11 protein-coding genes are annotated in these 13,815 nt (G+C 72.3%); 6 read left to right on the forward strand and 5 right to left on the reverse strand.

The window, feature by feature from the left end; translation table 11 throughout:
• Window positions 1-87 precede the first annotated feature (87 nt).
• From ACN27J_RS19690 to ACN27J_RS19700, 3 genes are read left to right on the forward strand one after another with little or no spacing between them, the layout of a single operon-like run.
• Window positions 88-609 (forward strand): PadR family transcriptional regulator, encoded by a 522-nt coding sequence (locus ACN27J_RS19690; protein ID WP_421368325.1) that lies wholly within the window; start codon window positions 88-90, stop codon window positions 607-609.
• On the forward strand, window positions 606-1,283 hold the full coding sequence (locus ACN27J_RS19695; protein ID WP_421368327.1) for an ABC transporter ATP-binding protein: 678 nt from the start codon (window positions 606-608) through the stop codon (window positions 1,281-1,283). Before ACN27J_RS19690 ends, ACN27J_RS19695 begins: the two co-directional genes overlap by 4 nt.
• Window positions 1,280-3,748, forward strand: coding sequence for an FtsX-like permease family protein (locus ACN27J_RS19700; protein ID WP_421368329.1), 2,469 nt, complete (start codon window positions 1,280-1,282; stop codon window positions 3,746-3,748). The genes ACN27J_RS19695 and ACN27J_RS19700 overlap by 4 nt, the downstream gene beginning before the upstream one ends.
• A gap of 36 nt (window positions 3,749-3,784) precedes the next feature.
• Here ACN27J_RS19700 and ACN27J_RS19705 read toward each other — a convergent pair whose 3' ends face one another.
• On the reverse strand, window positions 3,785-5,071 hold the full coding sequence (locus ACN27J_RS19705; protein ID WP_421368332.1) for an erythromycin esterase family protein: 1,287 nt from the start codon (window positions 5,069-5,071) through the stop codon (window positions 3,785-3,787).
• A gap of 104 nt (window positions 5,072-5,175) precedes the next feature.
• Between ACN27J_RS19705 and ACN27J_RS19710 the strand changes: the two genes are divergently transcribed.
• Window positions 5,176-6,201 (forward strand): hypothetical protein, encoded by a 1,026-nt coding sequence (locus ACN27J_RS19710; RefSeq protein WP_421368335.1) that lies wholly within the window; start codon window positions 5,176-5,178, stop codon window positions 6,199-6,201.
• Here ACN27J_RS19710 and ACN27J_RS19715 read toward each other — a convergent pair.
• Window positions 6,188-7,081 carry a CPBP family intramembrane glutamic endopeptidase gene (locus tag ACN27J_RS19715; RefSeq protein WP_421368338.1) on the reverse strand — a complete coding sequence of 298 codons (894 nt, stop codon included), beginning with the start codon at window positions 7,079-7,081 and terminating at the stop codon, window positions 6,188-6,190. The genes ACN27J_RS19710 and ACN27J_RS19715 overlap by 14 nt on opposite strands.
• A 52-nt stretch (window positions 7,082-7,133) precedes the next feature.
• Between ACN27J_RS19715 and ACN27J_RS19720 the strand changes: the two genes are divergently transcribed.
• On the forward strand, window positions 7,134-8,249 hold the full coding sequence (locus ACN27J_RS19720) for an FAD-binding oxidoreductase (RefSeq protein WP_421368341.1): 1,116 nt from the start codon (window positions 7,134-7,136) through the stop codon (window positions 8,247-8,249).
• Between the two features lie 13 nt (window positions 8,250-8,262).
• Here ACN27J_RS19720 and ACN27J_RS19725 read toward each other — a convergent pair whose 3' ends face one another.
• Window positions 8,263-9,810: a peptide deformylase gene (locus tag ACN27J_RS19725; protein ID WP_421368344.1), complete on the reverse strand. Its 1,548-nt coding sequence runs from the start codon at window positions 9,808-9,810 to the stop codon at window positions 8,263-8,265.
• A 333-nt stretch (window positions 9,811-10,143) separates the two neighbouring features.
• Here ACN27J_RS19725 and ACN27J_RS19730 point away from each other — a divergent pair, with 333 nt between their 5' ends.
• Window positions 10,144-10,935, forward strand: a complete 792-nt coding sequence (locus ACN27J_RS19730) for a hypothetical protein (RefSeq protein WP_421368347.1) — start codon at window positions 10,144-10,146, stop codon at window positions 10,933-10,935.
• 47 nt (window positions 10,936-10,982) lie between these two features.
• On the opposite strand, the gene ACN27J_RS19735 is transcribed toward ACN27J_RS19730, so the two are convergent.
• Window positions 10,983-11,525 carry a YbhB/YbcL family Raf kinase inhibitor-like protein gene (locus ACN27J_RS19735; RefSeq protein ID WP_421368349.1) on the reverse strand — a complete coding sequence of 181 codons (543 nt, stop codon included), beginning with the start codon at window positions 11,523-11,525 and terminating at the stop codon, window positions 10,983-10,985.
• Between the two features lie 66 nt (window positions 11,526-11,591).
• Window positions 11,592-13,814, reverse strand: coding sequence for an MMPL family transporter (locus ACN27J_RS19740; RefSeq protein ID WP_421368352.1), 2,223 nt, complete (start codon window positions 13,812-13,814; stop codon window positions 11,592-11,594).
• Window position 13,815: the final 1 nt, after the last annotated feature.

The raw sequence follows: 13,815 nt of genomic DNA on the forward strand, positions 1-13,815 counted from the left end.
CGAATAGCTGTCGTCAAGCGAGCCACCGGGACATGCCGTTCCGGGGGTTATACACCCGGTGTATACACGGGGTGTATGGTGACCGGCATGTCCCTCGGTCAGACGTTCCTCGGCCTGCTGGAGTCCGCCCCCCGGCACGGCTACGACCTCAAACGCACCTACGACGAGCGGTTCGGTCGCGGCAAGCCGCTGCACTTCGGGCAGGTCTACTCGACCCTGTCCCGGCTGCTGCGCGACGGCCTCGTCGAAGTCGACGCGGTGCCCGGCGACGGCCCGGAGCGCAAGCGGTACGCGATCACCGAAGCCGGCGTCACCGACGTCGCCTGCTGGCTGCGCCAGCCGGAGAAACCCGACGTCTACCTGCAGAACACCCTCTACACCAAGGTGGTGCTGGCACTGCTCACCGGTCGCCCGGCAGCCGACCTGCTCGACGTACAGCGTGCCGAGCATCTGCGGCTGATGCGCGAGCTGACCCGCCGCAAGACCGGCGGCGACCTGGCCGACCAGCTGATCTGCGACCACGCCCTGTTCCACCTGGAGGCCGACCTGCGCTGGCTGGAGCTGACCGCGGCCCGGCTCGACCAACTCGCCAAGGAGCTGCGCGGATGACCTCCCTGCTGTACGCCGAGGAGCTGCACAAGTCGTTCGGACCGACCCCGGCGCTGGCCGGCGCGTCGATCCGGATCGCGGCCGGTGAGGTGGTCGCGATCATGGGTCCGTCCGGGTCCGGAAAGTCCACTCTGCTGCACTGCCTGGCCGGGATCATCCGACCCGACTCGGGGCGGGTCGGCTATCGCGACCAAGACGTGACCGCCATGTCGGATGTCCGGCGCAGCGCGCTGCGCCGTACCGACTTCGGGTTCGTCTTCCAGTTCGGGCAACTGGTGCCGGAGCTGACCGCCGTGGAGAACGTCGCGTTGCCGCTGCGGCTGCGCCGGATGGGCCGCCGCGACGCCGAGCGACGGGCCGCCGAGTGGCTCGACCGGTTGGAGGTCGCCGACGTGGCCGACAAGCGTCCCGGTGAGGTGTCCGGCGGGCAGGGCCAGCGGGTGGCGATCGCCCGCGCGCTGGCCGGCGACGCCTCGGTGATCTTCGCCGACGAGCCGACCGGCGCGCTCGACTCACTCAACGGCGAACGGGTGATGCAGCTGCTGACCGCCGCCGCCCGGGACACCGGGGCGGCCGTCGTGCTGGTCACCCACGAGCCACGGGTCGCCGCGTACGCCGACCGGGAGGTCGTGGTCCGCGACGGCCGGACCCGCGACCTGGCGCTCGCCCAGTGACCGGGCAGCGGAACACCGGGCCCGGCGGGCGTGTCGGCGGGGCCAGCCGGGGCGGCTGGCTCGGCCAGGTCGGTCACGACGTCGCCTTCGGCGCGCGGCTGGCCTTCGCCGGCGGCCGGGACGGCTGGACCCGGACGATTTTCACCGCCGTCGGCGTCGGCATCGGCGTGGCGATGCTGCTGCTCGCCGCCTCGGTGCCGGCCGCCATCGACGCCCGCGAACAGCGCGGCGCCGACCGCGACTGGCAGCAGGTGCTGAGCACCGACGACGCCGGACCGGCATCACCGGCCGACGACGCGGACGCACCGACCGCGCCGACCGCGATGGCCGACGACACGCTGCTGATCGCGCAGGCCTACACGACCTTCCGGGGCCGGCCGGTGTGGGGGCGGGCGGTGCAGGCCGGTGGCCCGCAGGCCCCGCTGCCGCCGGGGGTGACCCGGCTGCCCGGGCCCGGCGAGGCGGTCGTCTCACCGGCGCTGGCCGAGCTGCTGGCCGGCCCGGACGGGGCGCTGCTGGCTCCCCGCGTCGGCGAACGGATTATCGGCGAGATCGGCCCGGCCGGCCTGACCGGCCCCGCCGAGCTGGCCTTCTACCGGGGCGTCGACACGTTGGACACCGAGTCGCATGAGCGGGTCGCGGCGTTCGGCGGCGGCCTGCCCGGCGAACCGTTCGGCCCCGTCCTCACTCTGCTGCTGGTGGTCATCTTCGTGGTGCTGCTGCTGCCGATCGTGGTCTTCCTCGGCGCGGCGGTCCGGTTCGGCGGGGCCAGCCGGGACCGGCGGCTCGCCGCGCTGCGGCTGGTCGGCGCCGACCGGCGGATGATCGCCCGGATCGCCGCCGGGGAGGCGTTGGCCGGCGCGCTGCTCGGGCTGGCGGTCGGCGCGCTGCTGTTCGCGATCGGCCGGCAGGTCGCGCCGCTGGTACAGGTGTGGGACCTCAGTGTCTTCGCGTCGGACATCCGGCCGCCGGCCGTACTGGTGGTGCTGGTCGCCGTCGCCGCGCCGCTGGCCGCCGTCGTGGTCGGCCTGGCCGCGCTGCGCGGCGTCGTCGTCGAACCGCTCGGCGTGGTCCGCCGGGGCGCGCCGCGCCGCCGTCGGCCGTGGTGGCGGCTGGCCGTGCCGCTGGCCGGGCTGGCCCTGCTGTACCCGCTGCTGCGCGGCGGGATCTCCACCTTCGAGACGGCGGCCCGCTACCAGGTGGCCGTCGGCGCGGTGCTGCTGCTGGTCGGCGTGGTGACGCTGCTGCCGTGGCTGATCGAGGCCACCGTACGGCGACTGCGCGGCGGGCCGGTCGCCTGGCAGTTGGCGATCCGCCGGCTGCAGGTCGACGGCGGTGGCAATGCCCGGCAGGTCTGCGGTGTCGCGGTCGCGGTGGCCGGTGCCATCGCGTTGCAGGCGCTGTTCACCGGCGTCGACGACGACTTCGTCCGGCAGACCGGTGCCGACCCGGACCGGGCCAGCCACCTCGCCCATCTCGGCGTATCGGACCAGTCGACCGGGGACGCGCTGCTGACCCGGCTGGGCGCGGTGCCGGGGGTCGACACGGTCGCCGGATACCGGTCCACTGCGGTGTTCGCCGTCGCCGACGACGAGAATGCCGACGGTGCCGTGCGGCGCACCGACGATCTGGTCATCGCCGACTGCCGAGGGCTCGCCGAGTTGATCGTCGCGACCGACTGTGCCGACGGTGCCGTATTCATGGTCGCACCGCCCCCCGACTACCAGCAGTCCGCGACCGTCGACGAGCAGGGTCGGCTGGTCGAGACACCGGTCGAGCCGATCCGGGCCGGCGAGCGGGTGCAGGTCGCGCCCGGCGGGTACGAGTGGATGGTCCCCGTCGACGCCCGACCGGCGGAGTCGCGCGTCGATCCGTACGGGATCGGTCGGTTCGGGATCTTCGCCACGCCGGGCGCGATCGACGTCGACGCGGTCGGCCGGCTGCCGACCATGGCGTACCTGCGGATCGACCCCGGCCAGCCGGACGCGGTCGAGCACGTCCGCAACCTGCTCGCCACCGCCGGTCCGATGGACCTGCTCTCCACCCTGTCGGCGACGACGGAGACCCGGCAGTTCGCCAACGTCCGCCGTGGACTCGCCGTCGGCATCATCGTCACCCTGCTGCTGATCGCCGCCAGCATGCTGGTCACCATGCTGGAGCAGTTGCGGGAGCGGCGCCGGCTGCTGGCCATGCTGGACGCGTTCGGCACCCCTCGGCGGGCGCTCGGCTGGGCGGTCGTCTGGCAGCATCTGGTGCCCGTACTGCTCGGGCTGGTCCTGGCAGTGGCCGCCGGAGTCGGGCTCGGCGCGGTGCTGCTGGGCATGGTCGGCCGCGACCTCGTGGTCAGTTGGTGGACGGTGGCCGGGGCCAGCGCGGCGGGTGCCGGTGTCGTGCTGCTGGTCGCCGCCGCCGGTCTGCCGGCGCTGTGGCGGCTGATGCGCGCCGACGGGCTGCGTACCGAGTGATGCTCGGCTGCCGGCAACGCGGCGGCCGGGTGACGCTCAGACGCCGGACGGGAAGGTCTCCGGTTCGCGCAGCTCGACGTGCGGAGTCCGCAACGGGCGTACCCCGCGGCTGCGGTCGAACCAGAGGAACGCGTCGTAGCGGTCGCCGAGCACGGTCGGCACGTAGTTGCCGCGCCGTTCCATGTTCGGCTGGTAGACGACTCCGATCGCCCGGTGGTCCAGCTCGTCGGTGAGCAGATCCGGTCTGCCGTCGGTGGGGAAGACGAACAACGACTCGGCCGGGGCCGCGACGGACAGGATCGCTTCCAGCGACCCCGGCCGGGCCGGCGGTACGGGCATCAGCCGCATCGGTGCGCCCCAGGTGTCACCGGCCACCACCGTGCCCCGGTAGGTGCCGAAGCCGACCAGGACCACCCGGTCCCGGCCGTACCGCTCGCGGGCCAACTGTCCGATGTTGACTTCGCCGAGTTCGGCCATGTCGGTGGCCCGGGCGTCGCCTACGTGCGTGTTGTGCGCCCATACGACCGCTCGGGCGTCCGGTCCGTACCGGTCGAGCAGCCGGGCGAGGGTGTCGTCCATGTGCCGGTCCCGGACGTTCCAGGACAGCCGGCCACCGGAGACCAGCGCCCGGTAGTAGCGTTCGGCACCGGCCACCACCTCGGCGTTCTGCCAGGCGCCGAAGCTGCCGGCCCCGTCGGCGGCGGCGTCGCGCCGCAGCCGGACCAGCAGGTCGATCACCTCCGCCTCGCAGCCGGCGGGCACCAGCCGCAGGGCGGACGCGTAGTCCTGCGGGTCCTCGCCGTACGGTTCGAAGCAGTGGTACGCGTCGAGCGCAGCCGGCACCTGGTCCGGTCGATGTTCCCGCAGGTAGACAAGGATCTCCCGGAGCGACTCCCACAGCGAGTAGACGTCCAGCCCGTGAAAGCCGACCCGGGCGGATTCGCTGACCGAGTCGTTGTGCCGGCGCAGCCAGCGGCAGAAGTCGACCACTTCGTCGTTGGCCCACATCCAGGTCGGCCAGCGGTCGAAGGTGGTCAACGCGTCTCGCGGGTCGCGCGGGGCGTCGAGCCGGCCCCGGACGCTGTGGTCGACCCGGTCGCAGTCCGGCCAGTCCCCTTCGACGGCGAGGAAGGAGAAGCCGAGTTCGGTGATCAGACGGCGGGTGACCGCCGCCCGCCAGCCGTAGAACTCGTGCGTACCGTGGCTCGCCTCGCCGAGCATCACGACCCGCGCGTCGGCGGCCCGGTCGATCAGCGGGTCGAGGTCGTCGGCGTCGACCAACGGTCGCGCCAGCGCGGTGATGTCCGCGGCATATCTGGCCACCGGGCCCGGGTACCCGGGCGTTACCGGCACAAACCCCGTCAGCCGGGGCCGCTGGAACCCGCGAGGCGGGTGTTGCGGGCGGGTTCGGGCTAGGCTGCCTGAGCATGGAGGAGCAATCGCCTGACGCTGAGCCGAGGCGGTCCCGCGCCCCACGGGCCAGGACACCGAAGGCCGGCTTCACGCCGCCCGCCGCCATCGCTCCCGTGTTGTTCCAGCCACCGTCGAGCGCAGCCGGCAGCGCCGAGGGCCCCGCCAAGAAGGCCGCGCCGACGAAGAAGACCACCGCCAAGAAGGCCGCGCCAGCGAAGAAAGCCGCCGCGAAGAAGGCGACTCCGGCAGCGGAGAAGACCACACCGACGAAGACCGCCGCGCCAGCGAAGAAGACCGCCGCCAAGAAGGCCGCGCCGACGAAGAAGACCACCGCGAAGAAGGCAGCGCCGGCGCCGGATCCGGCCGACGCTCCGCCGCCAGGTCCAGGTCCGGTCCCGGGCGGTACGCTGCGACAGCTGTTGGCGCGTCCGGCGTACGCGCCGGAACTGCTCGCCCTGGCTGCGGTGGAGCGGATCGGGCCGGCGGCGCGGGACTGGGCGGCCCGGCTGCGCGACGACTACCCGGCGGCCAGCGACGACGCCCTGGCCCGGCTGGCGGCTCGCCGGTTCACCCGGCTCGCCGGGGCCGGCGCGGCGGTCGCCACCGCCGGTGGGCTGCTCGGCCCGGCCTTGGAGCTGGTGACGCTCGGCTGGACGCAGGCCGCTGTCACGCTGCACGTGGCGGCCGCGTACCGGCATGATCCGACCGACCGGGACCGGGCGGCGGAGCTGCTGGCTCTGACCGGTATGCAGCCGGACGTCGCGGCGGCCCGCGCCGCGTTGGACGCGGCGGGCCGGCCGGCGGCCGACGACGAGGATCCGGCGTTGCGGCTGCTCGGCGGCGCGCAGCGGTTCACCGAGGCGGTGAGCCGGGTGACCGACGGCGGGTGGGCGCTGCTGCGGTTGCCGGCCCGGTTCCTGCCCGGTGGGCGGGCGTTGGTCGCCTGGTCGGGCGACACGCTGCTGCTGGAGCGGCTGGCCGCGCGGGCGAGTGCCCACTACCGGCCGGTCACGCCGGCCGCACCGGTCACAGCCAGCTGAACCAGTCGCGGGGCAGCAGCGCGTAGCCGACGAACGCGAAGACGTCCAGCAGGGTGTGCGCGATGATCAACGGCATCACCCGGCGGGTACGCAGGAAGAACAGCGACAGCACCACACCCATGATCACGTTGCCGACGAACGCCCCGAAGCCCTGGTAGAGGTGGTAGGTGCCGCGCAGCAGGCAGCTGGTGGCGATGACCGCGCCGATCCGCCAGCCGAGCTGCCGCAGCCGGGTCATCAGGTAGCCGACCACGATCACCTCCTCCAGGATGGCGTTCTGCGCGGCGGCCAGGATCAGCACCGGAACCGTCCACCACAGCTGTGGCAGCGCGGCCGGGACCAGGCTGGCGTTCAGCCCGAGCAGCGCGGCGGCCCAGAACAGTCCGAGTCCGGGCAGCCCGATCGCGGCGGCCAGGGCAGCGCCCCAGGCCAGGTCGCGCAGTGGTGACCGGGCGTCGAGTCCGAGCCGGGCCCGGGCGTCGGCCCGGTCCCGGCTGAGCAGGTGGACCGCCAGCAGGACCGGCACGAGGGCGAAGAAGATCCCGAGCAACTGGTACGTCAGGTCCAGCCAGGGTCGGGCCGACTGGGAGGCGTTCATGGTGGCGGTCTGCTGGCCGAGCGGCCGGTCGGCGGTCAGCCGCGCGGTGATGGTGACCAGGGCGTAGATGGCGGACTGGCCGAGCGACACGCCCAGGACCAGGAGCACCTCGGCGCGCAGCAGGCGCGGTGGCAGCGGGGCCGCCGGGTGGGCGTCCGGGTTGCTGCTGGCCGGTGGTGGCGTACCGGCGAGGTCGACCGTCACCGGACCACTGTGCCCGAGCGGGTACGGCACGGCAATGTCGCACATCGTGTACGTCGACCCGCTACGAAGAGTGCTCACCCTGGAACTCAGTGATACGGCGTCAGTGGCGGCACGGTGACGGAAGGCCTCGATGAGCAATCTCGCGCAACTGTTGAAGGAGAGCTGGGTGCTCGTCGAGGAGGAGCACGACCAGGTGGCGGGCTACTTCTACGCCCGACTGTTCCTGGACCGGCCGGATCTTCGCCAGCTCTTCCCGGTGCAGATGGACACCCAGCGGCGCTGTCTGATCGAAGCTATCGTCTCTGCCGTCGGCTCGATCGACGACCCGGAGCAGTTCGCCGACTACCTGCAGTCACTCGGCCGGGCCCACCGCAAGTTCCATGTGCAAGCTGCGGACTATGCCGCGTTCGGCAGCATGCTGCTGGAGGCGCTGCGTACCGTCGCCGGTGACCGGTGGAGCTTCGAGTACGACGAGGCCTGGGGCACCGCGCTGGAGATGCTCACCACCAACCTGGTCATCGGCGCCGAGAGCGACCCGAACCCGGCGTTCTGGCACGCTGAGGTGCTCGACCACGAACGCCGGGGCACCGACGTCGCCGTGCTGACCTGCCGGCCGCTGCAGTACCGACTGGAGTACCAGGCAGGGCAGTACGTGAGTGTCGAGGTGCCGCGCTACCTGCCGAGGCTGTGGCGCAGCTACTCGATCGCGAACGCGCCCCGGGCGGACAACACACTGGAGTTCCACGTCCGGGCGGCCGCTGCTGGCTGGGTGTCCAGCGCGCTGGTCCGCCGGGTCCGCCCCGGCGATCTGCTGCGGGTGGCCGCCCCGATGGGCTCCATGGTGCTGGACCGGGACTCGCCACGGGACATCGTCTGCCTGGCCGGCGGGGTCGGTTTCGCCCCGGTCAAGGCCCTGATCGACGAGCTGACCCGGTACAACCGCAGCCGCTGGGTGCACGTCTACCTGGGCGGACGGACCCGCGACGACCTGTACGACCTGGCCGAGCTGAGCCAGCTCTGCGCCGCCTACCCCTGGCTGAACGTGGTGCCGTGCTGCTCGGACGACCCGGGCTGGACCGGGGAGCACGGCGAGGTCGCCGACGTGCTGGCCCGCTACGGCCCGTGGTACGAGCACGACTTCTTCGTCGCCGGGTCGGCCGGCATGGTCCGGTCCAGTCTGCGTCGGCTGGCCGAGCTCGACGTCCCGGCCGAGCACATCCGCTACGACAGCTTCGGCGAGGTGTGACCGCTTTGCCCGGTCAGTACACCCAGGGCCGGCCGCTGTCCCGGTACTCCTCGACCGGCACCAGGCTGGTCCCCGGTGCCATCCGGTCGACGTACAGCCGGCCCTCCAGGTGGTCGATCTCGTGCGCGACCAGCCGGGCCATCGCCCGGTCGAAGGACGTGATCACCCGGCCGCCGTCGAACCGAGAGTGTTCGACGTCGATCCGCAGCGGACGCGGCACCAGCCCACGCACGTCGAAGTAGGACAGGCAGCCCTCGTACTGGTCGTCGGTCTCCACCGCGACGTCGACGACCCGCGGGTTGAGCAGCACCAGCGGCTCGGCTCCCGGCTCCGGTGGCCGGACCAGGGCGGCGGCCCAGGGCAGCCCGATCTGCGGTGCGGCCAGGCCCACCCCCTTGCCGAACGGGTGCAGTTCGTCGAGCCGGGCCAGCATGGCCCGCAGCCGGGCGACGGTGTCCAACGCCACCGCCTCGTCGGCCGGCAGTTCGAACGGCTGCACCTGCTGCCGGAGCATCTCGGCACCGCGCTGCACGATCCCGATGGCCCGCATCCGTTCGCTGGCCCGCTGCTCCGGCCGCGGCTCGGTCCCGGCCGGTGACCCGGCCTGACCGCCCGTGTGGGTCGGCGGCCCGGACCGGAACCGCCACTCCAGCCGGTACCGGGCGTTGAGCAGCGGGGCGTCGGTCGACCACTCCAGCACCGACCGGCCGTTCACCCGCTGCCGGCGCACCGGCGTACGCAGCGGGGCGTCCTCCGCCGACAGGGACGTCTCGACCCCCCACACCTGGGGGTCGAACGCTTCCGGGAAATCCAGCCGTACGGTGAGCTGCCGGGTGGGCAGCCGGACGGCGCGTTGGAACCACTGCCCCCACTTCTCCTGGCCGACCCGGTAGGTGTACTCGATGCCGGTGCGCTGCCCCGGGTACAACGGGAACCGGCCGTCGGCGTTCTCGAAGAGCAGCCAGACCTCTTTGAACGCGTCCCGGTCGTGCTTCTTGCGCCACTGCATCGGCTCCTGGTGCCCGGGGGTGCCGCAGAAGGCGTGCAGGTCCAGCTCGACGAAGGTGAGCGGGTGTTCCCGGTGGTGCCGGTTGGACCGGTCCGGGTCGTCGGGGTACCGGTCGACGGCAATTCGGACCAGGTAGCGGGTGACCGGGTCGGTGCCGGCGTTGTAGAGGGCCCGCCGGATCGTGCAGTGGTAGTAGCCGTCCCGGTAGGCGAGGGTGGCCACCTCCTGCTCCACGATGAGGCCGGTGCCGGGTGGCATCCACTGTTCGGGTACCGGCGGGTCGCGCGGCGGGGTGCTGGTGCGGCTGTGCCGCAGTTCGTCGTACTCCTGGTAGCGCTGCCAGATCGCGCCGCCGGCGCCGAGCACCGCTTCGGCCCGGCGGGCGAAGTCCTCGGTGGGGCGGTGCCGGCGGCCTTCGACGTGGCTGATGTACGACGGATCGAAGCCCATCCGGGCGGCCAGCTGCTTCTTGGTCATCGCCCGGTCCAGACGCCACTGGGCGAGCTCGGCCGCGAAGGTGTCCGCGGCGCGGTCGATGGGCGAGCTGGTCATCGCATGGCGTCCCCTCAGGCCGGATCCACAGTCTGCTTTCCGACTCGTACGCCCGGTCGGATTTGGCGCGTTGCCGACAGAGCACTTGACAGCCCAGATCGGCCCACTCTGTGAAATTTGCCCATCACCCACCGCCACGGAGTGTCACCACCCCGGCTGGAAGTTTCGCCGATACTCTGGTTAGCCTAGCCTTAGCAAGCTAGGGTGAACCATCGGCGGCTGTCGGAGGGATCGAAAGGTGAGAACGTTGAGGCGAGGTACGAGCGACCCCGTTGGCCACGGGAGCGCCACCTCCTTCTCGGTTGCCACCGCGTCGATCGACGGTTGCTCATCGTGACCGCCGTCATCGATCCCCGGGCCCGCGCCGCCGCTCCGCTGGCCCCGATCACCGCCACGCTGCGCACCGCGTTCGGCACCGACGACCTGCCCGGACTGCACGCCGGTCTGCTCGTCGACGACCAGACCGGCTGGCTGCCCGCCACCGAGCTGATCCACGGCGACCAACTGCCCCGGCTGCTCGGCTCGGCCGCCCAGCGCTGGCAGGCGAAGCGGCACGCCGCCGCGGCCCTCGCCTGGAAGGCGTACAGCTACTGGGTGGCGCTGCCGGTCGCACTCGGCTGGGCGTCGGCCCGTCGGGTGCCGCTGATGCGCGCCGACGACGTACTGCTGCGGATGACCGACGACGGTCCGCTGGTCGACGTCGGCCTGCGCACCGGGATCCCGGTGGCGGTGCTGCCGCACGACCCGATCGCGGCGGCCGGGCTGCCCGAGGTGCTGGTCGTGGCCGACGAGGCCGAGCTGCTCCGCGTACTGCGGATCTCCCTGCTCGACCAGCACATGAGCCCGCTGCTGGACGCGATCCACAGCCGGGTGAAGCTCGGCCCGCGTACGCTGCTCGGCTCGCTCTCCTCCGGCATCGCCTACGCGGTGCTGCAGGCGGCCGACGCGCTGCCCGGCTCGTCCGCCGAGACGATCGGCACGCTGCTCGACGCGCTCGACATCGGCGATCTGATCGAGCTGGTGCCCGGCGAGGACGGAGCACTCACCGTGCAGCGACGGACCTGCTGTCTGGCGTTCACCCTGCCCGACCCGAAGATCTGCCCCGGCTGCTGCATCCGCCCGTGACCGCGCGCCGCGCGGCCGGTCGGCACCGGCCGCGCGGGGGGTAACGGTCAGCCCGGCTGCTGGTAGGTGGCCGTCAGCCTCGCCCGGGCGAGGGTGTGGAAGGCCAGGTTGAAGCCGACGTACGCCGGGGTCGCCGTCGGGCCGAGATCGAGCCCTTCGACGTCGAGCGCGTGCACCGCGAAGATGTACCGGTGCGGCCGGTCACCGGCCGGCGGCGCGGCACCGTCGTACCGGGCGTTACCGAAGTCGTTGCGTACGCCGAACGCGCCCGGCGCCGCCTTCTCCGGGTCACCGCCGGCACCCTGCGCCAGCTCGGTCACCGACGCCGGCAGGTTCACCAGCAGCCAGTGCCAGAACCCGCTACCGGTCGGCGCGTCCGGGTCGAAGCAGGTCACCACGAACCCCTTGGTCGACGCGGGAAAGCCCGACCAGGCCAGTTGCGGGGAGAGGTTCGCCCCGCCGGCCCCGGTGAAGACGTGGGCCGTCGGCAGCGTCCCGCCGTCGGAGAGGTCGGTGCTGGTCAACGTGAACGAGTCGACCGGCGGAAGCAGGTCGTACGGATCAGGTGCGATCGGTCGGTCCAGGTTCATGACTGGCATCCTGCCGCACCCGGCACCGGTACGCAGCACAGCGCACCGATGCCGGGTGGAATCGGGTCAGGACCGGTCGGCTCCGCTGCCGACCAGCTCGGCGTCGCGCCGCGCGGCCAGCCGGACCCGCAGCTGCTCGCCTTCGATGTCCACGTTGGGCATGATCCGGCTCAGGAAGCCCGGCAGCCACCACGCCGCCCGGCCGAGCAGCGACATCACCGCCGGGACGATGGTCATCCGTACCACGAACGCGTCGATCAGGACACCGATCGCCAGCGCGAAGCCCATCGACTTGATCACCGGGTCGTCGACCAGGATGAAGCCGCCGAAGACCGAGATCATGATCAGCGCGGCGGCGGTGACCACCCGGGCACCGTGCCCCATCCCGTTGATGGTCGCCTGCACCGCGGTGTCGCCGTGGACGAAGTCCTCCCGCATCCGGGAGACCAGGAAGACCTCGTAGTCCATGGCCAGGCCGAAAAGGATGCCGATCAGCAGGATCGGTAGGAAGCTGACCAGCGGGCCGGGGGTGTCCAGGCCGACCAGGTCGGCGAGCCACCCCCACTGGAAGACCGCGACGGTGATGCCGAACGCCGCGCCGACGGTCAGCAGGAACCCGGCGGCGGCCTTCACCGGCACCAGGATCGACCGGAACACCAGCATCAGCAGCAGGATCGACAGCCCGACGACCAGCAGCAGGTAGACCGGCATCGCGTCGGCGAGCTTGTCGGAGACGTCGATGCCGACGGCGGTGACACCGGTCAACGCCACGGCCGCAGGACCGTCGTCGTCCGGAGCCAGCCCGAGTACGGCGATCTCCTCACGGATCCGCTCGACGAGTTCCTCGGTCTCGGCCTCGGTGGGGCCGGTCGCCGGGATGACCGCCAGGATCGCGGTCTGCCCGTCCCCGCTGGGCTGCGGCGGCGCGACCATCAGTACGCCGTCGAGGCTCTGCACCGTACCGGTGACCTGACCGGCGGCGGTGGTGGTGGCCTCCGCCGAGTCACCGGAGACGACCATGATCAGCCGACCGTTGAAGCCGGGCCCGAATCCTTCGGTGGTCAGGTCGGACGCGGTCCGTGCACTGCTGCCCAGCGGGGCGGTGCTGGCGTCGGGCAGGGAGATCCGCATGTCGGCGGCGGGGATCGCCAGGGCACCGAGGCCGGCGACGCCGAGCACGATCACCGGGATCCGCAGCTTCACCATCAGTCGGGCCCAGCGGAACCCGAAGGACTCCTGGTTCTCGTGGCTGGCCGGTGCCTCGGCCGGGTCGACGGCCCGCTTGCCGCGCGGCAGCACCCGGCGGCCGGCGTAGCCGAGCAGCGCCGGCTGCAGGGTGATCGCGACCAGGACGGCGACGCTGACCGTGCCGGCGGCGGCCAGACCCATGACGGTCAGGAAGGGGATGCCGACGACGGAGAGGCCGGCGAGGGCGATGACCACGGTGGCGCCGGCGAACACCACCGCGGAGCCTGCGGTTGCTACGGCGCGGGCGGCCGCCTCCTCCGGCTCCAGGCCTTCGAGCATGTGCTGCCGGTGCCGGGAGGTGATGAACAGTGAGTAGTCGATGCCGACGGCCAGGCCGAGCATCAGCGCCAGCACCGGAGCGGTGGAGGTGAGGTCGATGACGCTGCTCAGCGCGAACAGGCCGGCCATTCCGGCGCCGACGCCGATCAGCGCGTTCAGCATCGTCATGCCGGCGGCGACCAACGAGCCGAAGGTGATGATCAGGACGACCAGTGCGATCGCCACGCCGATGCCCTCCTGGGAACCGACGTGCGGCTCGGTGGTCATCACCTCGCCGCCGTGTGCCACCTGGAAGCCGGCGTCGCGGGCCGGGCCGCCGACCGCTTCGTACGCTTCCCGCGATTCGTCACTGACCTCGTCGTTCGGCTCGGCGAACTGGACGTTGACCAGGGCGAACCGGCCGTCGGGTGACACGCTTCCGGTCTGGAACGGGTCGAGCGCGGCGATCACGCCGGGGATCTGGTTGGCTTCGCCGACCACCTGCAGGACGGCGGCCTGGCCTTCGGGGGTGGTGAGCTGCTCGCCCTCCGGCGCGGCGATCACGATCGTGCCGCCGGCCCCGCTGGCCTCCGGGAACTGCTCCTGGAGCAGCTCCAACGCCTCCTGGGATTCGGTGCCGGGGATGTTGAAGTCGCTGGCGGTCGGCCCACGGAAGGCGAGCGCGGCGGCACCGAGACCCACCAGGGCGATCAACCAGATCGAAACGACCAGGTGTCGCTTGCGAAAGGCGGTCCGGCCGAGCCGGTATAGCAGGGTGGCCATG

The organism is Solwaraspora sp. WMMB762, from assembly GCF_049179115.1.
Classification (GTDB): domain Bacteria; phylum Actinomycetota; class Actinomycetes; order Mycobacteriales; family Micromonosporaceae; genus Micromonospora_E.